We start from the raw sequence: 22,688 nt of genomic DNA, 5'->3' as shown, positions 1-22,688 counted from the left end.
GACGCCGACGGGGGACGGCCCGTGGGGGTGGCCCCCGATAGGGTGGTGCCCGTGGACGGGCCGAGCATCTTCATCTCCTTCGAGGGCGGCGACGGCGTCGGCAAGTCGACGCAGGCGCGCCTCCTCGGCGCATGGCTGGGCGAGGTGACCGGCCGCGAGGTCGTGCTGACCCGGGAGCCCGGGGGCACCCCTCTCGGCCAGGTGCTGCGCGACGCCGTCCTGCACGGGGACCACGTCGACCCGCGTGCCGAGGCCCTCATGTACGCGGCGGACCGCGCCCACCACGTCGCGACCCTCGTGCGGCCCGCGCTCGAGCGGGGCGCCGTCGTCGTCACGGACCGGTACCTCGACTCGTCGGTGGCCTACCAGGGCGCGGGGCGCGAGCTCGCCCCGGACGAGGTCGAGCGGATCTCCCTCTGGGCGACCCGCGGCCTGCTGCCCGCCGTGACCGTCCTGCTCGACGCCGACCCCACGGTCGCGGCGTCGCGTCGCGCCTCCGTCGAGGGGAAGGGCGCGCTCGACCGGCTCGAGTCCGTGGGCGCCGAGTTCGCGACCCGCGTCCGCGAGGCCTTCCTCGACCGGGCCACGGCCGAGCCCGACCGGTGGGTCGTCGTCGACGCGACGGGCACCGTCGACGACGTCCAGTCGCAGGTCCGGGTCGACGTCGCCGCGCGCCTCGGGCTGGGCGCGGCGGAGACGGCCGAGAACCGGGGGTCAGCGTCGTGAGCGTGTGGGACGACCTCGTCGGACAGGACGCCGCGGTCGCCGTCCTCCGGGGCGCGGTCGCGGACCCGAGCGCCATGACGCACGCCTGGCTGCTCACGGGCCCGCCCGGCTCCGGACGGTCCAACGCGGCCCGCGCGTTCGCCGCCGCGCTGCTGTGCCCGCGCGGCGGGTGCGGCGAGTGCCACGAGTGCACGACGGCGCTCGCGGGCACCCACGCGGACGTCGAGGTCGTCGCGACCGAGGCGACCATCCTGCGCCGCCAGGACGTCGAGCCGCTCGTCCAGCTCGCGCAGCGGTCGCCGTCGGGCGGGCGGTGGCGCATCATCGTGATCGAGGACGCGGACCGGCTCAACGAGACGTCGGGCAACGTCCTGCTCAAGGCCATCGAGGAGCCGCCGCCCCGCACGGTCTGGGTGCTGTGCGCGCCGAGCCCGCAGGACGTCCTCGTGACGATCCGGTCGCGCTCGAGGTCGGTCGTGCTGCGGGTCCCGCCCGTGGATGCCGTGGCCCGCCTCCTCGTGGAGCGGGACGGGGTGGAACCCGAGCTGGCGGACGCCGTCGCGCACGCGTCGCAGTCGCACATCGGGCTGGCGCGGCGCCTGGCCCGGGACCCGGAGGCCCGCGCCCGGCGGCGCGAGGTCCTGGACCTCGCCCGGCGCATCCGGGGTGTGCCCGACGCCGTCCTCGCGGCCGGGGACCTCGTCGAGGTCGCTCAGGCCGAGGCCAGGGCCGCGACGGAGGAACGCGACGCCGAGGAGAAGTCGCGGCTCTACCGGGCGCTCGGCGCCGAGGAGGGCAAGCCGCTGCCGCCCGCGCTCCGCTCCCAGCTCAAGAGCCTCGAGGAGGAGCAGAAGCGCCGCGCGACCCGCGCGCAGCGTGACGTCCTCGACCGCGCGATGACGGACCTGCTGTCGTTGTACCGCGACGTCCTCCTGGTGCAGCTCGGGGCGTCGGACGGCGCGTCCGGCGGCCGGGGGATCGACCTGGTGAACGTCGAGCTCGCCGACGCGGTCCGCACGCTCGCGGCGGACTCGACGCCCGAGCAGACGCTCCGGCGGATGGACGCGATCGGGACGGCGCGGGAACGGCTCGCGGCGAACGTCGCCCCGCTGCTCGCGGTCGAGGCGATGGCCGTGGCGCTGCGTCCGCAGGGCTGACGACGTCCCGGCACCGGCCACCAGCGGGAACGGTCAGCACCGGCCGGTACGGTGTCCCGGTGACCCGTGCTCGCCGAGTCCTCGCTCGCCTCCCACGCACCCCTCGCCCCTCCTCGACCCGCACCGCCGCCCTCGTGCGCCGTCGTCGGGCACCCCTGGCCGCTGCGGCCGCGGTGCTGGCGCTCGTGACCGCGCTCAGCGGGTGCACGTCCGGCTCCGACGACGACGGCGGGACGCCGAGCGTGACGTCCGGCGCCGCGGACACGGCGAGCGCGCCGAAGGGCTTCGAGTCGTACTACGGCCAGGACGTCACGTGGTCGAAGTGCGGCGACGGCTTCCGGTGCGCGACGCTCAAGGCGCCCGTCTCGTGGCAGGACGCGTCGTCGGGCGACATCGACCTGGCGATCAAGGTCCACACCGCGACCGGCAAGCGCGTCGGCGCGCTCCTCACCAACCCGGGCGGGCCTGGCGCGTCGAGCCTCGACTTCATGGACTCCGTCCCCGGCCTGTTCGGCTCGGACGTCCTCAAGGCGTACGACGTCGTGGGCTTCGACCCGCGGGGTGTCGGCAAGTCCACGCCCGTCGTGTGCCTCGACGACAAGGACAAGGACGCGCAGCTCTCCGCCTGGTACCCGGACACGGACGCGGGCCTCGCAGCGAGCGAGAAGGCCGCCGCCGCGTGGGCCGACGCGTGCAAGGCCAACACCGGGCCGGTCCTCGCGCACGTCGACACCCAGTCCGCCGCGCGGGACATGGACCTGATCCGTGCGGTGCTGGGGGAGAAGAAGCTCGACTACCTGGGCTTCTCCTACGGCACGCAGCTCGGGGCGACCTACGCGGGGATCTTCCCGGACAAGGTCGGCCGCATGGTGCTCGACGGCGCGATCGACACGACGCTGTCGTCGGACGAGATGGGGCTCGAGCAGGCCGTCGGCTTCGAGGACGCGCTGCGCTCGTACGTGAAGGACTGCGAGTCGGGCAAGGGCTGCCCCCTGACGGGCGGCGTGGACCACGGGATGGAACAGATCCACGACCTGTTCCTGCAGGCCGAGCACCAGCCCCTGCGGACCGGTGACGCGAACCGTCCGCTCACCGCCACGCTCGCGTTCTACGGTGTCGCCGTCACGCTCTACAGCCAGGACTCGTGGCAGTACCTGACGTCGGCGCTGTCCGAGGCGATCACGAAGGGGACGGGGACGCAGCTCCTCGCGCTCGCCGACTTCTACAACGACCGGAACGCGGACGGCACGTTCTCGACGAACTCCGCGGAGGCGTTCCGCGCCGTCGGCTGCCTCGACGACCCGGGCTCGAGCGACCTCACGACGCTCAAGACCCAGGCCGCGACCATCGAGGAGCAGGCGCCGACCGTCGGGTCGTTCTTCACGTACGGCGGGCTCACCTGCAAGCCGTGGCCGTACCCGCAGGTCGCCCAGGACTTCGACGTGCACGCCAAGGGCGCGGCGCCGATCGTCGTCGTCGGGACCACCGGCGACCCGGCCACCCCGTACCGCTGGGCGCAGGGTCTCGCGAAGACCCTCGACTCGGGCGTGCTGCTCACCTTCGAGGGGAGGGCCACACGGCGTACAGCGCGGACCACACGTGCATCGCGAAGGCCGTCGGGAGCTACCTCGTGGACGGCGACGTCCCCGCCGACGACACCACGTGCTCGTGACGCCTGGAGTCGCTTTGGAGTCTCGGCCTCCGGCCCGCTAGAGTAGGGCCCGCGCTCGACGGCGCGCCCTCCGGGGTGTCGTCACCGGACGCAGGCCGCCTTAGCTCAGTCGGTAGAGCGATTCACTCGTAATGAATAGGTCAAGAGTTCGATTCTCTTAGGCGGCTCAGACCGTCAGGCCCGGAACCTCACGGTTCCGGGCCTGATGTGTTTCTGGCTGACGCTGCTTCCGGCTGGGGCCGGGGCGTCGTCGCACCCGGCCCGGGCCGACGCTAACCCTTCATCGCGGAGACGACCTTCGGCGTCCCCTCCGACCGCTTCAGCCAGCCCTCGAGCGTGCCGTGCACGATCCACCGGTGGTCGTTGCCGTAGGCCCCCAGCCGAACCGAGTTGCACGTGGTGAGCGTGATGAGCCGCTCGGTCGGGGTCGCCCCGGGGTCGCCGGGCACGGGGGCGACGACGTCGGTCTGGTCGGGCAGGACCTGCTCGTGCCCCGTCACCTGGTACACGAACCAGTAGTCGTCGGTCTCGACCACGACGCTGTCGCCCTTGCGCAGGTCGGGCAGGTGGAAGAAGTTGTTGCCGTAGGTGCGGCGGTGTCCCGCGATCGAGAAGTTGCCGATCTGGCCGACCTGCGCCGTGTCCGTGTAATGGCCGGCGTAGGCCTTGTTGAGCACGTCGAGCGTCGTGCCCTCGGCGATGGGCATGCGGTTGCGGGTCTTGCCCTGCCAGGACGGGACGATGAGCACGCCGATCATCTGGCCGTACGGCACGGCCTTGACGACGGGGACGTGGTCGGTGTGCAGCGCGTTCTTGTCGACGGGCTTGGGGTTCGCCGGCTCGACCTGGGCGTAGAAGGCCTGGACCTGCTGGGCCGCGTGGCGCTCGGCCGGCACGGAGGTCCACCACAGCTGCCAGACGAGGAAGAGCCCGACCAGGATCCCGGCGGTGATGAGCAGCTCGCCCAGGACGCCGAGCGTGACCGAGAGCGCGCCCGCGCGCTGACGAGCCGGTTCCTCGACCTGGGGGCGCTCTAGCGCTGACGTCTCAGCCACGGGACAAGCCTCGCAGACTTTGGCCGCCGCCCGGGACACGCGCCGGGCGAACTCTTCTCGCCCAGCGTGTCGTGCTCGACCCCCACGCCGTCGTCCACAGGGCGATATCCGTGCTTGCGCACGCGCTGAGGATGCCCGCTAAGGTGATCGCGCACCACCGATCTGAAAAGAAGTGACGTGTAACGACCGAGCGAGAGCGCAGGGAGGCGCCCCATGACGGGACGACGGACGGTACGAACGATGGTGGCGGGTGTGACGCTCGCGGCGGCGGCGGCGCTGGCGACGACGGGGGCCGCCAGCGGTTCCAGCCCGACGGCGCAGGAAGGCGACGTGTGCACGGTCGCTGCCGGCACCGGCGAGCAGCACTGCTTCGACACGTTCAGCGAGGCGCTCGAGTCGATCACGGGCGAACAGGTCACGGACCCGGCCGTCGACGCCGGCGACCACGCCGCGATCGACCGGACCATCGAGGCGCAGAACGACCAGGTGCTGGCGGCGAACGCGAAGGTGCTCGCAGCGAGTGCGCCGAGCCTGCGGTCCGCGGCCTCGTTGACCGCGGCTGCGGCGTCGTCGTCGACCTTGCCCGTGCTCGGCGCGGTCTGGAAGAACAAGAACTGGTCGGGCAGCGCGAAGCTGCTCTACGCCGCGAACGGCTCGGGGTGCTACGGGGGACGACGTACGGGTTCCCCCACACGAGCTCGTTCGGTATGAACGATACGATCAGCTCGCTGACGACCTACCTCAACTGCGCGACCACGCTCTACAAGGACGCGAACTACAAGAGCACCAGCAAGACCTACCAGGTGGACACCGCGTACGTCGGTGACACGATGAACGACGAGGCGTCGTCGATCGTGTACCGCCCTAGGAGCTGACCTGCTCGCCCCCGGCCGCCCGCCGCCCGGGGTGCGGTGCGCGCGACGACCGTGAGAGAGGACGTACCCATGCCCACACGTATCGCGCGCACCGCCTGGAACGGCGGGCTGCAGGACGGGTCCGGCCAGGTCGAGCTGAGCAGCTCGCACCTGGCGACGTTCGACGTCTCGTTCCCGACGCGCTCGGCCGACGACGCGGGCGGGCACACGAGCCCGGAGGAGCTCATCGCGGCCGCGCACTCGGCGTGCTACGCCATGCAGCTCTCCGCGCTCATCGCCGAGGCCGGGGGTACCCCGCAGTCGCTGGAGGTCACGGCCGAGGTGTCGCTCGGACCGGACCCGGCCGGTGGCTTCCGGATCCCGGGGATCGCGTTGCGCGTCGTGGGCGAGGTCGACGGCCTGGACGAGGCGGGCTTCCTCGAGGCGGCCAACGCCGCGAAGGCGTCCTGCCCGGTGTCGAAGGCGCTCACCGGGACCACGATCACCCTGGACGCGCGGCTCGAGAGCTGAGTCGGCCTGCCCGCCGGGGGCGTCAGAGCTTGCGGCCGACGAGCGGCGGGCTCGGGAAGCCGCGCCCCCGCCCGACGGCGGCGGTCACCTCGCGCAGGGTGTCCGCCGTCTCGTGCCGCGGTGCCCAGCGCAGCACGGTCGCCGCGCGGCCGGCGTCGAGCACGGGGATGCCGAGGGCGAGGTCGAGCCAGTCGGGGGACAGCGGAGTGGCGTGGGCGCGCCACGCCAGGGCCAGGGCGCCGCGGGCGACACCCGGCGACACCTCCCGGAGCGACGACGCCCCGGTGGCGGCCGCGACGGCGTGCCCGTCGAGAACTTCGGGTGCGGCGACGTTGAACACGCCGGGATGCCGGCCCTGCACGATCGACCGGTACGCGGCCGCGAGGTCGTCGGCGTGCACGGCCTGGAGCCGCATGCCGTGCACCCAGGGGAGGACCGGCAGGTGGTCGCGCCGCAGGACGCGCGGTGGCAGGAGCCGGCCGAGGTAGACGTGACCGAGCTCGGTCGCGGCGTCGGGGTGGAGGACGAGCGGCGTCCGGACCCGTGTGACCGTGATGCCGGCGTGGCTGCGTTCGAAGCGGTCGAGCTCGCGCTCGACGGCCAGCTTCTGGATGCTGTGCAGCGACCCGGGGATGCCGGTGCGCGCCCACTGCTCGTCGCGGGGGAGCGGGTCCGGAGCCGGTGCGTATACCCCCGCGGACGATGCGACGACGACGTGCTGCGCCCCGCCCGCGGCCGCGGCATCGAGCACGCGTCGGGTCCCGTCCACGTTGACCGCGTCGAGACGGTCGGCGTCGTGGCTGGGCGCGGTGGCCCACGCGAGGTGCACGACGACGTCCGCGTGGTTCAGGGCGCCGCGCAGCCTGTCCCGGCTCTCGGGGAGTCGTCGCCCAGGTCGACGCGGACCCAGTCGGCACGGTCGTGGGGGAACGCGACGGTGCTGGAGCCGTCGGCGCGGGGCACCCGGCTCGCGATCCCGACGATCGACGTGACGACCGGCTCCTCGACGAGGGCGCGGAGCACCGCCGTCCCGACGTTCCCGCTGGCCCCGGTGATGGCGATGCGCACCCCTCAGTGGTACCCCGTCCCGCGCGAGGTGTCGACCTGACGGTGCGTCCGTTCAGGGCAGGAGGTGGGCCAGGCTGTCGACGACGACGGCCTCAACGGTCTCGCGGTCGTGCCGCCCCGTCGCGAGCCATCGGGCGATCACCGCCTCGACGAACCCGACCCAGCCGGCGGCGAGCAGGTCGAGCCGGCCCCGGGCGTCGTCGTCGGGCGCGGGCAGGCTGCTCCCGACGGCGCGCGTGAACCGGGAGAACAGGTGGGCGCGGACCTCGTCGAGGCGGGCGACGGTCGCGTCGTCGTCGCGGAGGGCCCCGGACCAGATGTCGGTCCAGAGCTGGCGTTCGGCGAGCACGGCGTCGAGCAGCGTGTGCACGACGACGGCCCGCTGCGCCCCGAGCCCCATGGTGCCGAGCGCGGGGTCGGGCACCGGATCGGCGTCGGGGGTCTGGCCGAGGGCGTCGTCGAGGGCGTCGATCGCGATCGCGGCGACGGCGCGGCGCAGCTCGACGGTCGAGCCGAAGTAATGGAAGACGAGCGCCTTGGAGGCGTGCGCGGCGGCGCCGACGTCGGCGGGGGTGACGGCGTCGAGCCCGCCGCCGCGCGCCATGCGGTGCGCGGTGCTGAGGAGCTCGTCGCGGCGGTCGTCCGCGGCACGGCGCCGGGGTGTCGCTCGCTGGTCCGTCGTCACCGGAGCCCTCCTCATCGTTGACCCTTGGTCAACAAGGGTAGTACCGTTGCCGTTGACCTTGGGTCAACACGCTTCCGGGTGGCCTGCCCCGCGCACCGCTGGTGAAGTGGCACCCAGTTCTCTCATCGAGGTGGACGCATGCAGATCGTTCTCGACGGGGTCGCCGTGCAGGGTCGGCGCGACCCGATGCTCGCGCCGTTCGACCTCACCTGGCGCACCGGTGAGGCCGTCCTCGTCGCCGCGGAGCCCGGGCACGGGCACACCGCGCTCGCCCTCGCCGCGACCGGCCGGCTCGTGCCGTCGTCGGGCACGGTCAGGCTCGAGGGCGCGCCGCCGGCCGACCCGCCGCTCTCGCTCGCCGACGTCACCGCGGTCGTCGACGTGCCGGGCGTGTCCGAGCCCGTCGAGTCCATCCCGGTCCGCACGCACGTCGCCGAGGACCTCGCGCTCGCCCGACGGCGCACGCTGCCCCGGGACGTCGCCGCCTGGGTCGCATCCCACGGCCTGGACGACGTCGCCGGCCTCCGCGTCGACCAGCTCGACGCGCTGACCCGCACGCGGATGCTCGTGGCGCTCGCCGCCGAGCGGGTGGACGTGCACTTCCTCGTCCTCACGCTGCCCGACCGCCACGGCGGCGCACCCGCCGGTTGGTGGGGAGTCGCGCGCGACGCCGCAGCCGCCGGCTACGGCGTCCTGGTCCAGTGCTCGCGCGCGTCGGCGCGACTGCTCGGCGCCGAGATCCCGCCCGACGTGACCGTCGACCCGCGGCGCGAGCCGCCGCTCGTCGCGCTCCGGGCGGCGTTCGCTCCGCCCGAGCCCGAGCCCGAGCCCGAGCCCGAGCCCGAGCCCGAGCCCGAGCCTGCGGCCGGGCCGCCTGACGTCGTCGAACCTGAGCCGCGCACCGACGCACCCGCCGAAGGAGCCGACCGATGACCGTGTTCCGACTCGGCTGGTCCGAGGTCCGCCGCAACCTGTCCGGCACGCTGCCGAAGCTCGCGATGATCGCGCTCGCGGTGATCCCGTCGCTGTACGCGGGGCTCTACCTCTTCGCCAACTTCGACCCGTACGGCCACCTGGACAAGGTCCCGGCGGCCGTCGTCGTGCAGGACGAGGGCACGGACGTCGCGGTCGGCACCGACACGTCGAAGACCGAGCACCACAACTACGGCGAGGAGGTCGCGGACGAGCTGACGAAGAGCGGCGGTTTCGACTGGGTCCGCACCACCCAGGACGACGCGGAGCGCGGCGTGCGGTCGGGCCGGTTCGACGCGGCGCTCGTCCTCGGACCGACGTTCTCGGCGGACCTCGCGTCGCCGGCGTCGTCGGACCCGCGGCAGGCCAGCCTGGTCCTCGTCACCAACGACGCGAACAACTACCTGGCGCGGACGATCGCGGACACGATCGTCGGGCAGGTCCGCGACACGCTCGCCCAGAAGGTCGGCACGCAGGCCGCGGACACGTTCCTGCAGGGCTTCGCGTCGATCCACACGAACCTCGCGGACGCCGTCACCGGGGCCGACAAGCTCCTGGACGGCGCGAAGAAGCTCGACACGGGCGCCGCGACCCTCGACTCGGGGGCCGCCACCCTCGCGACGGGCGCGGGCGACGCCGCCGACGGCGCGCGGCAGGTCTCCGACGGGGCTGCGTCCGCGCACGCCGGGGCGACGCAGCTCGCCTCGGGCACGTCGGCCCTGTCCGACGGCGCGTCGCAGCTCGCGTCGCAGACGCCAGCCCTCGCATCGGGGGCGACAAAGGTCGCGGCCGGGGCGTCCGACCTCGCGGACGGCGCCGGGACCCTCGCGGGCGGCCTCGACACGCTGCGCTCCCAGACCGCCGACCTGCCCGTCCAGACGTCGAAGCTCGCGGACGGTGCCCGGCAGGTCGCGGACGGCAACGCCCAGCTCGCGGGCGCCGCCGACCAGGTCCGTGACGCGGCCGACACCGCCGTCGACAACCTCGACGACGCCCGCGCCACCGTGTCCGACCAGCTCGACGACCTCGTCGACCTGGGCGTCCTCACGCGCGCCCAGGCCGACGACGTCCTGGCCCGGCTCGACGACGCGGGGCAGGCCGTGCGCGACGGCGTCGGCGACCTCGACACCCAGGTCGGCAAGGTCGACCAGCTCGCGACGGGCGCGCAGCAGGTCGCCGACGGCGCGTCCACGCTCGCGTCGAGCACGCCCGCGCTCACGCAGGGCATCGCGAAAGCGGCGACGGGTGCCGACACGCTCGCCGAGGGTGCCACGACGCTCCACACCGGGGCCTCGTCGCTCGCTACTGGTGCGCAGGCGGCGTCGGACGGTGCGGGACGGCTCGCGTCCGGCGCGAAGGAGCTCGACACGGGAGCCGCGTCGCTCGCGTCCGGGACCGCGACCCTGGCGTCGGGTGCGTCCTCGCTCGCGTCGGGGACCGCGAAGGTCGCCGACGGCGCAGGCGACCTCGCCGACGGCGCTCACACCCTCCACACGGGCGCGGGCTCGCTCGTCGACGGCACCCAGCAGCTCGCCGACGGCCTGCGCCAGGGCCTCGGCCAGGTGCCGAACCTCAGCGACGACCAGCGGGAAGCCACCGCCTCGACGATCGCCAACCCGGTCCAGGTCGTGTCCCAGCAGCTCTCCAAGGCCGGCAGCTACGGGGCCGGCCTCGCCCCGTTCTTCCTGTCGCTCGCGGCCTGGATCGGCGCGTACGTCACGTTCCTCATCGTGAAGCCGCTGTCCAAGCGCGCGCTCGCGGTCGGGCGGAGCGCCCTCCGGACGACCCTCGGCGGGCTCTTCACGCCCGCCCTCCTCGCGATCGTGCAGGTCGTCGTCATGCTCTCGGTCACGGCGCTCGCCGTCGGCGTGCACGTCGAGCACGTGCTCCTCACCGGGCTGTTCCTCGCGCTCGTCGCGATCACGTTCGCCGCGATCCTCCAGACCCTCAACGTCTACCTCGGCGCCGCCGGCCAGTTCCTCGGGCTCGTGCTCATGCTGACCCAGCTCGTGACCGCCGGCGGCACGTTCCCGTGGCAGACGATCCCCGAACCGCTCCGCACGTTCCACCGCTTCCTGCCCATGAGCTACTCCGTCGAGGGGCTCCGGCAGCTCCTCTTCGGCGGGAACATGGGGACCGTCTGGCGGGACGTCGCCGTGATCGTCGGGTTCCTCGTCGTCGCCGTCGGGCTCACGACGTGGGCAGCGCGGCGTCAGCGCGTCTGGCGGGCGCTGCAGCTCGAGCCCGAGCTCGTGCTCTGATATGTAGTCCCGTTCTGTCAAGTGGCAGGGTGAAGCGCCCGTCCTGGGCTGTGGCTCGGGGCGGGCGCTTCTCTTGCCCTTGGTGTGCGCGTGTCCGGGGCAGCGTGTCGTTGTCGACGCGTGGTCGAGACTGATATGCGCGGGTTGGGTACCGCATGACGGTGTTTCGGCAGGAGCGGGACCATCGATGTGTCTGAGGTCGAGCGTCGCCCGGGTGGGTTGCTCACGGAGCAGGCGTGGGTCGCTCCTCGCGCTGAGCACCGGTGGTGCACGGCAAGGTCAAGCTTGGTTGTCCGGTCCTGTGGGCCGGTAGTCGTGGGTGTCTGGGGTGTCGAGGGTGGCCAGGGACCAGCACCACCCGGCGAGCTCACGGGTGACTGCGGTCGTGGCCACGGTGTGCTTCTTGCCGCGGGCGTCGAACTTGACCCACCGGTGGTGCAGGCGCCGGTTGGCCAGGTCGGCTCGTTCGCGTGCGGCGGGTGGGGCGACGTCCATGCGTTCTTGCAGGACCTTGCCCACGACGTAGCGGGGCTTGTGCAGCCACGCGGACTCGATCAGCAGTCGGCGGGCGTGGGTGTTCCCGGCCTTGGTGATCGACCCGAGTCGGCGCGAGCCCCCGGAGGAGTGCTCGGACGGTGTCAGGCCGAGGAACGCGCCTATGCTCGAGCCGGTGAATCGGTGCCAGTCCCCGATCTGCACGGCGAGAGCGAACCCGGTCAGGGTCGCGATCCCGCGCAGACAGCACAGCCGGGTCACGACCGGGGCGAAGGAGGACACCGCGGCGAGGTCGGCGATCTGCGCGTCCAGGCGGTCGCGGCGGGCCTGGAGGTGGGTCACGAGCTCACGTGACTCCGCGAACGCGATGCGGGTCCCGCGCTCGGTGAACGTGATCTGGTTCAGCCAGGTCTCATGGGTTCCGGTCCACGCCCGCCCACCGGAGTAGATGTGCCCGTGACGCAGCAGCAGCTTGCCGAGCCGGTGGCGGGCGCTCATCAGTTCTGCGCGGTTGTCGAACCGGAGCCGGACCAGGTCCCGGGCCGATTCCTGCTCGAGGGTCGGCACGACGACGGGCGCGAGGTCGTCCACGCGCAGCAGCCGGGCGAGCAGCCGTGCGTCCCTCGCGTCGGTCTTGACCCGGCCCCGGGGCGCCCGGTTGATCTTCGACGGTGCGGCGACCACACATCGGATCCCCGCGCCCGTCAGGACGCGGGCGAGGTCGAAGCCCGTGGGGCCGGCCTCGTAGGCCACAGCAACCGGTCCGGGCACACGCCTGATCCAGTCCACGACGGGCCGATACTCCGGGCCGGGGCAAGGGTCAACTCGAACAGCTCGCCGGTGGCCGTGTCGATCGCGCTCGCCCGGATCGATCTCGCGTGCACGTCCAGGCCGACACTCGTACGCTCGGTGAACATCGGGGCCTCCTACGAATGTGGATAGGCCGGGCAGGGCAATCTGCTCGGCAACCCACGACTTTCGCAGCGAGGCCCCGTCCCAGCCATCCGACACGAACGCGCCGGACCCTCATACCGTCTGAACCCGCGCCGACGGTGACGTCGTGTTCGCCGATGGTGATGTGGCCGGGTTCGCGGGTGGGTGCGGCGAGGTGGTTCGGGCTGTCGTGCTTCGGCCCCGGGGCCGTGCGCACTCCTTGACGCCCTTCACCTCGTCCCCGCACCCACCCGCTCGGTCGTCGTCCCCGCCGCGAGGCAGCGCGTTTCGTCCCAGTCAGCGGGGAGTTCGCGCTGGCTCGGGTGATTCGCGCTGACTCGGCGGCGTCTGGATTCTTCCGGGGCGGGACGTGGGCTGTCGTGAGGGGTCGCGGTCGGCGTCGATCCCGCAGCCTCCGAGCTGTCGAGCATGCGATCGTGCACGGTCCGCCGCGCCGAGCATGCGGGCAGACACCTGTTCGGCGTCGAGATGGTGCCTGTTCGCATGGTCGGCGCGGACGCGGGAACCGCAGGTGGGGGAGTCAGGACGTCCCCGCGGAGACCACCAGCGCCAGCACCGAAAGCGCGAGCATCCCCAGGCAGTTGACCCAGAACGCCGACGTGAGGAACCGGGCGCGGACGTGCGAGACCGCCGCGACGAGGAAAGTACAGGACCGCGCCGGCGCTCGCTGCGACGGCCAGTCCGGGCGTGCTCAGCCCGACGAGCAGGCCCGCGACCGCGCCGAGCTTGATGACGATCAGGACCCACCACCAGTCGCGCGGGAACCCGACGCCGGTGAGGCAGTCGCGGATGAACGCGGGCGGCCGGAGCGACATCAGCACGTCGGAGAGGAGCGCCGCCGCGAGCAGGACGGCGGGCCACCACACGTCGGGGGCGTGGGTCATGAGGAAGCTCCTGGGGTCGGGCGGGCGGCGTCTCGGCCGGCCACGAAGGTGATGACGTCACGCAGCGCCTCGCGGGCGGCGTCGGCGTCGGGGTTGCCCTGGCCCGCCCACGCGAAGAGCGAGCCGAGGTAGGCGAGGTAGATCGTCCGGGCGCCCGCGGCGGGGTCGCGCGGGCCGTCGGGCGAGCGCTCCAGCGCGGCCTGGATCCGGGCGAGGAACCCCGGCACGAGCTCGCCGAACACACCGCCCGGGTGCCGTCCGGACATGAGGACCGCGCCGTACTCGCGGGCGAGGTCGAGATGCTCGGCGAACAGGGTGAGGAACGGTCCGACGACCGCGAGCACGGCGTCGACGACGTCGCCCGGGGCGCCGGGTCGTGCGGGCTCCGAGTCCGGGACGGGGAGGCCGTCCTGGAGGTCGCTGATCAGCGCGTCGAAGGTCGCGACGAGCAGCGCGTCCTTGTCCCCGACGGTCATGACGGTGCCGACGCTCACGCCGGCCGCGGCGGCGACGTCGCGGACGGTCGTCGCCCGGTAGCCCCGTTCGAGGAACAGCCGGGAGGCTGCGGCGACGACGCGCGCGTGGGTCTCGGCGCGCAGCTTCTGGCGGGTGGGCACCATGCGGGCTCCGTTCGGTGAACATGTTCAATGAACACGTTCACCTTAGGGCCGGGGTCCGCGGGACGTCACGGGTCCGCGCGAGGCAGGCGGGACTCCGCGATGAGCGCGGCGTCGTCGGCTCGGGCGTCCGTAGGCTGTCTCCGTGCCCGACGACGCCACGCCCGACGCCCCGCGGCGCGACCCCGTGGCCGCAGCCACCGGACCCGCGGCGACCCCCGCGGAAGGCGCGCCGCGCTTCGCGACCGCACCGCCGTCGTCGGTCCTGCTGCCCGGAGACCCGCCCGGGCGCCTGCGCGCGCTCGTCGCCGAGGACTGGCGGCTCGAGCAGGAGCTCTCGCGGACCCCGGATGTGCCGCGGTGGACCTACTACCCGCCCGACCTGTCCGACGACGACGCTCGCCGTCGTGTCGACCGCTCGCTCGAGCGGGCACGGGACGGGCTCGCGTACCGGTACGCCGTCGTCGGCCCGGGCGACCAGGTCGTCGGGTCCGTCGGCACGACGACCCCCGACGGTGTGCCCGAGGTCTTCTACGCCCTGCTCCCCGCGGGGCGCGGGCTGGGCCTCGCGACCCGTGCCGTCGCGGCGCTCGGCGACTGGGCGCTGGCGGCCGGGCACGACGAGGTCTGGCTCTCCACGCTCGACGGCAACGCGGCGAGCGAGGCGGTCGCGCGTCGCGCCGGCTTCGTGGCGCGCGACACGGTCACGACGGCGGCCCGCGGCGGCACTCTCGAGACGATGAACCGCTGGGTGCGCACGGCCGGATCCTGAGCGCGCGCGAAGCGCACGCGGGCTCGGTGTCAGAATCGACGCGTGACCGTCGACCTGCCTCAGCGCCCGTCCCCGACCGACCCGAGCTCGAGCGCCACGCGGTCCCTGTCCTCCGAACGTGCCCGTGACGAGCTCGCGACGGCGCTGCGGCGCGCGCTGGGCGTCCCGCACGAGGCGAAGCGGCAGAAAGTCCCCGGGGACTGGTCGTCGACACCTCGTCGCTGCGCCGGGCCGAGTACTCGACGGACGCCTCGAACTACCGGGTTGTGCCCGACGTCGTCGTGCTGCCGCGGTCCGTCGACGAGGCCCAGGCGGTCCTCGAGGTCGCGCGCGAGCACGCCGTCCCGGTGACGTCGCGCGGCGCGGGGACGAGCTGCGCGGGCAACTCGGTGGGTCCCGGGATCGTGATCGACTTCAGCCGGCACGTGAACGCGATCCTCGACGTCGACCCCGAGGCGCGCACGGCCCGGATCGAGCCGGGCGTCGTGATGTCGACGCTGCAGAAGGCCGCAGCGCCGCACGGCCTGCGCTTCGGGCCCGACCCGTCGACGCAGAACCGCGCGACCCTCGGCGGCATGATCGGCAACAACGCGTGCGGCCCGCACGCCGTCGCGTACGGGCGGACGGCGGACAACGTCGTCGAGCTCGACGCCGTCGACGGCCGCGGGCACCGCTTCACCGCGGGGGCGGGCGACGCGACCTTCGGCGCGATCCCCGGCCTCGCCGACCTCGTCCGGTCCAACCTCGCGCTCATCCGCACCGAGCTCGGGCGCTTCGGGCGCCAGGTCTCGGGGTACTCGCTCGAGCACCTGCTCCCCGAGCGCGGCTCGGACCTCGCGAAGATGCTCGTCGGGACCGAGGGGACGCTCGTCACGGTCCTCGGCGCGACCGTGAACCTCGTGCCCGTTGCGGGCGCACCCACGCTCGTCGTGCTCGGCTACCCCGACATGGCCGAGGCCGCCGACGCCGTCCCCGCGCTCCTCGAGCACCACCCGCTCGCGATCGAGGGCCTCGACGCGCGGCTGGTCGACGTCGTGCGGCGGGCCAAGGGCGCCGACACGGTCCCGGCGCTGCCCCCGGGCGGTGGCTGGCTCATGGTCGAGGTCGGCGGCGAGACCGCGGACCTCGCGATGGCGCGGGCCCGCGAGATCGTCGCCGCGTCGGGCTCGAGCGCGACCCGCATCCTTCCCGCCGGCCCCGAGGCCTCCGCCATGTGGCAGATCCGCGCCGACGGCGCCGGGCTCGCCGGGCGCACCCCCGCGGGCGAGCAGGCGTGGCCCGGCTGGGAGGACTCGGCCGTCCCGCCCGCGCAGCTCGGTGCGTACCTGCGCGACCTCGAGGCCCTCATGGCCCAGTACGGCGTCGACGGCCTGCCCTACGGCCACTTCGGCGACGGCTGCGTGCACCTGCGCCTCGACATCCCGCTCGAGACCTCGGGCTCGGTGCTCCGCACGTTCATGACCGACGCCGCGATGCTCGTCGCGAAGTACGGCGGCTCGCTGTCCGGCGAGCACGGCGACGGCCGCGCGCGGTCCGAGCTGCTCCCCGTCATGTACTCGCCGAGCGCGATCACCGCGTTCGAGGGCGTCAAGGGCTCTTCGACCCGCGCGACCTGCTCAATCCCGGCGTGCTCGTCCGCCCCAACCCGCTCGACGTCGACCTCCGCCGCCCCCAGGCCGCGCCCGTGCTCGCCAAGCCCAAGGCGTACCGCGAGCCCATCGGCTTCGCGTTCCCGCACGACCACGGCGACTTCACGCAGGCCGTGCACCGCTGCGTCGGCGTGGGCAAGTGCCGGGCCGACACGTCGGCGTCGGGTGGGTTCATGTGCCCGTCGTACCTGGCGACGAAGGACGAGAAGGACGTCACCCGCGGTCGCGCGCGCGTCCTGCAGGAGATGATCAACGGCTCGCTCGTCACCGGCGGCTGGCGCGCGCCCGAGGTGCACGACGCGCTCGACCTGTGCCTCTCGTGCAAGGCGTGCTCGTCCGACTGCCCGGCCGGGGTCGACATGGCGCAGTACAAGTCCGAGGTGCTGCACCGCGCGTACAAGAACCGGGTCCGCCCGGTCACGCACTACGTGCTCGGCTGGCTGCCGCGCTGGCTCCGCGTGGTCAACGTGGCGCCGCGGCTCGTCAACAAGGTGCTGTCGAACCGGACGATCGCCAAGGCCGTGCTGTGGTCCGGCGGGATGGACCCGCGCCGCCAGATGCTGCCGTTCGCGGAGATCCCTTTCCGCACCTGGTACCGCCGTGGGGGAGCGACGAACGGCGTGCCCGTCGAGGTCGCGTCCGAGCGCCGCGTGCCCGACGCGCGGTCCGGCGGCGCGCGCACCGACGCGCCCGAGCGCCCGCGCGTCGTCCTGTGGGCGGACTCGTTCAGCGACGGGCTCTCGCCCGAGGTGCCGCAGGCGGCGCTGAAGGTCCTCGACGCCGCCGGGTACGACGTCGTCGTGCCGGGGCAGGACGCGTGCTGCGGCCTCACCTGGATCACCACGGGCCAGCTCGACGGCGCCCGGAAGCGACTCGAGAACCTCCTGCAGGTGCTCGGGCCGTTCGCGGTCAACGGGCTGCCGATCGTCGGGCTCGAGCCGTCGTGCACCGCCGTGCTGCGCTCGGACCTGCTCGACCTGTTCCCCTACGACCCGCGCGCCCAGGCCGTCGCCGCCGCGACCCGGACGCTCGCCGAGCTGCTCACCGACCCGGCGACCGCTCCCCACGCCGCGTCCGGCTGGAAGGTCCCCGACCTGTCCGACGTGACCGCCGTCGTCCAGCCGCACTGCCACCAGCACTCGGTGATGGGTTTCCAGGCCGACGAGCGGCTCCTGCGCGAGGGTGGCGCCGACATCCAGGTGCTCGCCGGGTGCTGCGGCCTCGCCGGCAACTGGGGCATGGAGAAGGGCCACTACGAGACGTCCGTCGCGGTCGCGGAGAACGCGCTGCTGCCCGCGCTGCGCGACCTGCCGTCGCGCGGGTCCGACGACGGCGAGCGCGTCTACCTGGCCGACGGGTTCTCGTGCCGCACGCAGGCGTCCGACCTGGCCGACGTGCAGGGCAAGGCGCTCGCGCAGCTCCTCGCCGAGCGGCTCTGAGCCACGGCGCCGGACGGTCCGGGCTGCCTGTGCCGCGTCGGGCGGCGGGTGTGCGTGGCACGATGGCCGCATGATCGTCGCGTTCTCCGTCTCCCCGACCGGCACGGCGGGAGAGGACGGCTCCGTGTCCGAGGCGGTCGCGGCCGCCGTCCGCGTGGTGCGGGAGTCCGGACTGCCGAACCGCACCACCTCGATGTTCACCGAGATCGAGGGGAGTGGGACGAGGTCATGGACGTCGTCCGACGCGCCACGGAGGCCGCCGGCCAGGGCGCGCCGCGCGTGTCGCTCGTGCTCAAGGCCGACATCCGGCCCGGTCACGTGGGCGAGCTCGACGGCAAGGTCCGGCGCGTCGAGCGGCTCCTCGCCGACGAGGACTGACCAGCCCCTCGACCGTCGAGCGCGAGCGGCTACGCTATCGGACATCATCCGAGGCCGGTCCGCCGCACGTGGGAGCTGAGTCATGCCGTTGTTCGAGGTCGACGCGCGCCGCTCCGCCCTCGTGCAACCCCTCGCCCCGGGCGACACCGCGTTCATCCGGACGGCCGAGCCCGTCGTCGACGACCACGTCTCGCGCCTGCTCGGCGAGCAGATCTTCCCCGTCGTCGGGCGAGCCCCGGGCCAGCGCCCGGAGGACGCCCCGCACCTGCTCGCGCTCGATGCGGCCGGGCACCCCGTCGTCATCGAGATGGTGGCGCGCCTCGACGCCGCGTCCCTCGCGCTCGCGCTCGCGCACGCGGGCCGAGCCGGCCGGCTGACCCTCGCCGAGGTCGCGGAACGCTTCCCCGAGGGGCTGCCCGCCTTCGAGCGCGCGTACGACGAGTTCCGCCGCACGTCGCCCATCGCGCGGACCCGGGGGCAGCGCGAGGGCTCGCGCCTGCTCCTGCTCTGCGCCCAGGTCGACCCGGCGGTCACCGACGCGCTCGACTTCCTTCGCGTCACCAACCGGGCCGTCACCGCGCTCCGGCTGGGCGTCGTCACGGGACCCGACGGGCGCCGCCTCGTCGAGGTCGAGCCGCTGCACGGCGCGCGCCGCCACGAGGGCGCGGACGCCCCGTCGCGCGCCGCCGCGGCCCGCCCGGACGCCGTGCCCGACGACGACCTCGCCGACGCGACCACGATCCGCCCCGCCCTGCGCCGTCCGGTGGTCTCGCCCACGGCCGTCAACGGGACGACGGCGACCACGGGTGCCGCCGTGCCCGCCCCGGCCGACGACGCGCTCGCCCCCGCGAGCGCCCCGGAACGCGTCTCGGCGCTGCCCGAGCGTTCCGCGCTGTCCGACCGGTACGGACTGCCCAACCGCCGGTCGTTCTCGACGACCGAGCAGGTCGCCCCGCGGCGTCCGCGGCCACCAACGAGCCCGCGCCCGCACCGAGCTCCGGGCCCACGGCAGCCACGGGGCCCGGGCCCACGCGCGTCTCGACCCGGGCCGCGTCGCGCGCCGCCGCGGCGTCCGCGCCGGTGCCCCCGCCGCCCGTGCTGTCCCGCCCGCCCGTCGAGGACGACCCGCCCCGGAGCCGGTCGGCCGTCCGAGCCGCCGCACAGCAGGACCCGGCCGAGCTGTCGTCGCTCTCGCTGCCCGCGCCCACGAGCCCCGCCGTGCCCGCCCCGCCGTCGTCGTCGAACGCCTCGTTCGCGCCACGCGCGGAGGAGTCGGCGGCACCGCTGCCGTCCCGGCGCTCGCGGGCCGAGCGCCGTCGTGCCGCGGAGCACGGCTCCGACCCGCTCACCGGACCGGCGCCGACCCCGGCACCCGCGCGTGGCGCCGGCGTCGTGCCCCTGTCCGAGGCGCGCCCGGCGCACCCGACCGAGCACGCGACCGCTCCTCTCGACGCGTCTGTGCACCGCCTCTCGCCGCCGCTCACGCTCTCCGGCCCGGTGTCGTCGCCGCTCCCGGTGCCGTCGCCGCAGCTCCCGCTGCACGGCGACCCCGCCGACGACGACCCCGACCTGTTCATGCTCGCGCAGCACCTTGCCGCGCCGACGCACCTCGTGTGGGCGCGGCCCCGGCGCGGCGAGCGCTTCGAGGCGATCCTGCATCCCGAGGGGCAGATCGAGCTCCCCGGGACGGGCCGCTACCGCAACCCCGACGCCGCCGCGACGGCCGCGGTCGGGTCGCGCCGCGAGGACGGCTGGGACGTGTGGCGGCTCGGTGACGCCGGGCCCTCGCTGACCGACCTGTTCCGCGAGCAGTTCGCCTGAGCCTCGGAGCACCGATCTCGACCTCCCCGACGACCGTCCCGGACCGACGCGCGCCCGCGCCGGAGGTCGAGGGCACGCTCCTGCGCCCCCGCCGCTACCGCACGCACGACCAGACCCGCATCGTCGCGGCGTGCTTCTGGCTGGCGGCGGCGATCGCGATCCGCGTGCTGGGGCGGACCACGTGGGAGCTGTCCGTCGCCGACCTGTCCGAGCTCCTCGGCCGGATGCCCGCGCCCCTGCTCGATGCCGTCCGTGCGACGTTTGCGGGGATCGCGGGCATTTCCGTAGCGGTCCTGCTCGTCGGTGTCCTCGTCCGACGACGCTGGGTCGGGGCCTGGAGCGCGGCCGTCGCCGCGGTCCTCGCGGCGGGCGTCGCGGCGGTCGGCGTGGTCGCGGGGCTCGTGGTCGTCGACGAGACGGCGGCCCGGACCGCGGTCGGGATCGCGCTCGACCCTCGCCTCGTCGCCGCCGCGGCCGGCGCGCTGACGGTGGCGCGGCCGTGGCTCCCGCGCCGGTGGCGGTGGGCCTGCCCGACCCTGCTCGTGCTCTACGTCCCGGTCCTGCTCATCGCGGGCGGCACCGAGCTCGCGTCCCTGCTGGTCACGCTCGGGCTCGGCAACCTCGTCGGTGCGGTGGTGCTGCTGGCCGTGCGCTCGCCGTCGTGCCTGCTGCCGCTCGATGCGGTCCTCGACGAGCTCACCAGCCGCGGGCTCGAGGTCGAGGCCGTGCGGCTCGACCCGCCGGCGCGCGGTCCGTTCGTCGCGCACGTCGAGCTCGCCAAGGACGAGTGGAGCGGCACGGGGACCGCGCACCGGCTCCGCCTCGAGGTGCTCAGCGACGACGACCGCACCGCCGACGCGCTGGCCCGCCTCCGACGCCTCGTCACGCTCCGCCGGCCGGGCGACACGGTGCCGTTCTCGTCGCTGCGCCGCGCCGTCGAGCACGAGGCCCTCGTCGCGCTCGCCGCCGAGCGGGCCGGCGTCGTCACGCCCGGACGGATGCTGGTGGGCCAGCCGACCGCGAGCTGGATGATGCTCGGCACCACCGAGCCCGTCGGCACGCCGCTCACCGCACTGTTCCCGGACGCGACGGCGCGACGTCGGCGGCGCAAGGCGGCACCGGCCGCAGCGGCGACCCCGGACGGTGTGGACGCGATCGTGCCCACCCCGAGCGCGGAGGAGCTGCTCGACCAGCTCTGGGACGACATCGCGACGCTGCGCCGGGCGCGGGTGGCCCACCGCGCTGTGCGTCCCGCCGCGCTCGCCGTGCGCGACGACGGCCGGCTCGTCCTCACCGACTTCCGGTCCGGCCAGATTGCCGCGCCCGACGCCCAGCTCGACCTCGACCTCGCCCAGGGCCTGTACACCGCGGCGCTCGTCGCGGGCGCCGAGGCCGCGGTGCGGACCGCCGTCGCGCGGCTGGGCCCCGACCTCGTGGTGCGCGGCGCACAGGGGCTCGGACCCGTCGTCGTGCCGCGCGAGGCCCGCGGCCCGAAGCACGCGCGCGACGCACTCATCGAGGACGTCCGCCTCGAGGTCGAACGGCAGTGCGACGTCCAGGCCGTGCAGACGTACCAGCTCTCGCGCTTCAGCCGCCGCCAGCTCGTCCAGCTCGTCCTGCTCGTCGGGCTCACGTACGTGGCGCTGCCGCTCGTCGGGCAGCTCCCGCGCACGATCGAGGCCGTCCGGACCGCTAACCCCGTGTGGGCGGCCGTCGCGCTCGTCATCGCCGCGTTCGGCCCGGTGGCGGCCGCGCTGTCCCTGCGCTCCTGCACGACGGCGCAGCTCCCGCTCGGCCGGACGGTCGCCGTCCAGGTCGCGACGTCGTTCGTCGGGACCTCGACCCCCGCGAGCGTCGGATCCCTCGCCCTCAACGCGCGGTACCTCACGCAGACCGGCGGCCTTCCCATCGCGGCGGCGTCCGGCGTCATCGCGCTGCAGAGCGTCGTGCAGGTCGTCACACACGTCGGGCTGCTCGCGATCCTTGCCGTCGTCGCCGGGCAGACGCTCGACCTCTCGCACCTCGTCCCCGGCAAGTCCCTCGTGCTCCTCGTCATCGCGCTGCTGCTCGCGGTCGTCGGGGTCGTGCTCGCGGTGCCGCGCCTGCGCCGCACCGTCCTCACCCAGGCACGGATGCGCCTCCGGGAGGTCGTCGTCGAGCTCGGGTCTCTCGCCCGTCGGCCCGGACGGCTCGCGCTCGCCGTCGTCGGGTCGTGCGGCGTGACGCTCGCGTCCGCCGCGGCGCTCTGGGCGTGCCTCCTGGCGTTCGGAGGCGGCAACAAGTTCGTGGCGGCGGCGTTCGTGACCATGGTCGGCGCGACGCTCGCGACCGCCGCGCCCACGCCGGGCGGCGTCGGCGCCGTCGAGGCGGCCCTCATCGGCGGGCTCGCCGCGTTCGGCGTGCCGTCCGAGGTCGCCGTGCCCACCGCGTTCTTCTACCGGTTCCTCACCTGCTGGCTGCCGGTGCTCGCGGGGTGGTTTGTGCTGCGGTGGTTGCAGCGGCGGCGGTACGTCTGATCGGGTTCGCGAGGTCCGTGGTCGGGTTCGCGGGGGCCGTGGGCGGGTTCGCGGGCGGGTGCGGCGAGGTGGTTCGGGCTGTCGTGCTTCGGCCCTGGGAGCCGTGCGCACTCCTTGACGCCCTTCACCACCTCCCCGTACCCACCCGCTCGGCCGTCGTCCCACCCTCGCGGCCTCCGGCT

19 protein-coding genes, 1 tRNA gene and 3 pseudogenes are annotated in these 22,688 nt (G+C 74.3%); 15 read left to right on the top strand and 8 right to left on the bottom strand.

The genetic code is table 11. The annotated features are described in order from the left end of the window. The first annotated feature begins 51 nt into the window (after positions 1-51). From tmk to QQK45_RS03545, 5 genes and pseudogenes are all read left to right on the top strand, one after another. Positions 52-726, top strand: a complete 675-nt coding sequence (tmk, locus tag QQK45_RS03565; RefSeq protein WP_284292087.1) for a dTMP kinase — start codon at positions 52-54, stop codon at positions 724-726. Continuing rightward, positions 723-1,883, top strand: coding sequence for a DNA polymerase III subunit delta' (locus QQK45_RS03560; RefSeq protein ID WP_284292086.1), 1,161 nt, complete (start codon positions 723-725; stop codon positions 1,881-1,883). Before tmk ends, QQK45_RS03560 begins: the two co-directional genes overlap by 4 nt. Positions 1,884-2,371: 488 nt before the next feature. Beyond that, positions 2,372-3,397 (top strand): annotated as a pseudogene (locus QQK45_RS03555) (alpha/beta fold hydrolase); the annotation flags it as partial. Next, on the top strand, positions 3,292-3,555 hold the full coding sequence (locus QQK45_RS03550; RefSeq protein WP_284294934.1) for an alpha/beta hydrolase: 264 nt from the start codon (positions 3,292-3,294) through the stop codon (positions 3,553-3,555). The pseudogene QQK45_RS03555 and the gene QQK45_RS03550, both read left to right, overlap by 106 nt. 94 nt (positions 3,556-3,649) lie before the next feature. Further along, positions 3,650-3,722 (top strand) — tRNA-Thr (locus QQK45_RS03545). A 105-nt stretch (positions 3,723-3,827) separates the two neighbouring features. Here the strand turns inward: QQK45_RS03545 and QQK45_RS03540 are convergent. Continuing rightward, complete coding sequence (locus tag QQK45_RS03540) at positions 3,828-4,610, bottom strand: class E sortase (RefSeq protein ID WP_284292085.1); 783 nt, start codon at positions 4,608-4,610, stop codon at positions 3,828-3,830. 240 nt (positions 4,611-4,850) lie between these two features. Here QQK45_RS03540 and QQK45_RS03535 point away from each other — a divergent pair, with 240 nt between their 5' ends. From QQK45_RS03535 to QQK45_RS03525, 3 genes are all read left to right on the top strand, one after another. Continuing rightward, positions 4,851-5,321, top strand: coding sequence for a hypothetical protein (locus QQK45_RS03535; RefSeq protein ID WP_284292084.1), 471 nt, complete (start codon positions 4,851-4,853; stop codon positions 5,319-5,321). Beyond that, positions 5,318-5,485, top strand: a complete 168-nt coding sequence (locus QQK45_RS03530; protein ID WP_284292083.1) for a hypothetical protein — start codon at positions 5,318-5,320, stop codon at positions 5,483-5,485. The genes QQK45_RS03535 and QQK45_RS03530 overlap by 4 nt, the downstream gene beginning before the upstream one ends. 69 nt (positions 5,486-5,554) lie before the next feature. Further along, positions 5,555-5,995, top strand: a complete 441-nt coding sequence (locus tag QQK45_RS03525; protein WP_284292082.1) for an OsmC family peroxiredoxin — start codon at positions 5,555-5,557, stop codon at positions 5,993-5,995. A gap of 22 nt (positions 5,996-6,017) precedes the next feature. On the opposite strand, the gene QQK45_RS03520 is transcribed toward QQK45_RS03525, so the two are convergent. From QQK45_RS03520 to QQK45_RS03510, 3 genes are read right to left on the bottom strand one after another with little or no spacing between them, the layout of a single operon-like run. Beyond that, positions 6,018-6,824 (bottom strand): NAD-dependent epimerase/dehydratase family protein, encoded by an 807-nt coding sequence (locus tag QQK45_RS03520; RefSeq protein WP_284292081.1) that lies wholly within the window; start codon positions 6,822-6,824, stop codon positions 6,018-6,020. Positions 6,825-6,841: 17 nt separating this feature from the next. Further along, positions 6,842-7,063: a hypothetical protein gene (locus QQK45_RS03515; protein ID WP_284292080.1), complete on the bottom strand. Its 222-nt coding sequence runs from the start codon at positions 7,061-7,063 to the stop codon at positions 6,842-6,844. Positions 7,064-7,115: 52 nt separating this feature from the next. Further along, positions 7,116-7,748, bottom strand: a complete 633-nt coding sequence (locus tag QQK45_RS03510) for a TetR/AcrR family transcriptional regulator (protein WP_284292079.1) — start codon at positions 7,746-7,748, stop codon at positions 7,116-7,118. A 138-nt stretch (positions 7,749-7,886) separates the two neighbouring features. On the opposite strand from QQK45_RS03510, the gene QQK45_RS03505 reads away from it, so the two are divergent. Further along, on the top strand, positions 7,887-8,681 hold the full coding sequence (locus QQK45_RS03505; RefSeq protein ID WP_284292078.1) for a hypothetical protein: 795 nt from the start codon (positions 7,887-7,889) through the stop codon (positions 8,679-8,681). Continuing rightward, a complete protein-coding gene (locus tag QQK45_RS03500) occupies positions 8,678-10,981 on the top strand; it encodes a YhgE/Pip domain-containing protein (protein WP_284292077.1) in 2,304 nt (767 codons plus the stop codon). Before QQK45_RS03505 ends, QQK45_RS03500 begins: the two co-directional genes overlap by 4 nt. 279 nt (positions 10,982-11,260) lie before the next feature. On the opposite strand, the gene QQK45_RS03495 is transcribed toward QQK45_RS03500, so the two are convergent. From QQK45_RS03495 to QQK45_RS03485, 3 genes are all read right to left on the bottom strand, one after another. Continuing rightward, entirely contained in the window at positions 11,261-12,247 is a 987-nt protein-coding gene (locus QQK45_RS03495; RefSeq protein ID WP_284292076.1) for an IS110 family RNA-guided transposase, read from the bottom strand. A 392-nt stretch (positions 12,248-12,639) separates the two neighbouring features. Next, positions 12,640-13,314: a DoxX family protein gene (locus tag QQK45_RS03490; protein ID WP_284292075.1), complete on the bottom strand. Its 675-nt coding sequence runs from the start codon at positions 13,312-13,314 to the stop codon at positions 12,640-12,642. Next, on the bottom strand, positions 13,311-13,934 hold the full coding sequence (locus tag QQK45_RS03485) for a TetR/AcrR family transcriptional regulator (protein WP_284292074.1): 624 nt from the start codon (positions 13,932-13,934) through the stop codon (positions 13,311-13,313). Before QQK45_RS03485 ends, QQK45_RS03490 begins: the two co-directional genes overlap by 4 nt. A gap of 142 nt (positions 13,935-14,076) precedes the next feature. On the opposite strand from QQK45_RS03485, the gene QQK45_RS03480 reads away from it, so the two are divergent. The 3 genes and pseudogenes from QQK45_RS03480 (at position 14,077) to QQK45_RS03470 (ending at position 18,169) form a co-directional block, all read left to right on the top strand. After that, positions 14,077-14,703 (top strand): GNAT family N-acetyltransferase, encoded by a 627-nt coding sequence (locus tag QQK45_RS03480; RefSeq protein WP_284292073.1) that lies wholly within the window; start codon positions 14,077-14,079, stop codon positions 14,701-14,703. Positions 14,704-14,903: 200 nt separating this feature from the next. Further along, positions 14,904-17,791, top strand: a pseudogene (locus QQK45_RS03475) (FAD-binding and (Fe-S)-binding domain-containing protein). 70 nt (positions 17,792-17,861) lie between these two features. Further along, positions 17,862-18,169: pseudogene (locus QQK45_RS03470) on the top strand (thiamine-binding protein). Between the two features lie 34 nt (positions 18,170-18,203). Here QQK45_RS03470 and QQK45_RS03465 read toward each other — a convergent pair. Further along, positions 18,204-18,827 carry a hypothetical protein gene (locus QQK45_RS03465; protein WP_284292072.1) on the bottom strand — a complete coding sequence of 208 codons (624 nt, stop codon included), beginning with the start codon at positions 18,825-18,827 and terminating at the stop codon, positions 18,204-18,206. Positions 18,828-19,249: 422 nt separating this feature from the next. Between QQK45_RS03465 and QQK45_RS03460 the strand changes: the two genes are divergently transcribed. After that, the gene (locus tag QQK45_RS03460) at positions 19,250-19,990 is read left to right on the top strand and encodes a restriction system modified-DNA reader domain-containing protein (RefSeq protein ID WP_284292071.1); all 741 of its coding nucleotides are present in this window, start codon (positions 19,250-19,252) and stop codon (positions 19,988-19,990) included. A gap of 164 nt (positions 19,991-20,154) precedes the next feature. Next, complete coding sequence (locus tag QQK45_RS03455; RefSeq protein WP_284292070.1) at positions 20,155-22,506, top strand: lysylphosphatidylglycerol synthase transmembrane domain-containing protein; 2,352 nt, start codon at positions 20,155-20,157, stop codon at positions 22,504-22,506. The last annotated feature ends 182 nt before the right edge of the window (positions 22,507-22,688 follow it).

This window comes from Luteimicrobium album, assembly GCF_030161555.1.
GTDB classification, from domain to species: domain Bacteria; phylum Actinomycetota; class Actinomycetes; order Actinomycetales; family Cellulomonadaceae; genus Luteimicrobium; species Luteimicrobium album.
This window is presented reverse-complemented; position numbering and strand designations above follow the sequence as displayed.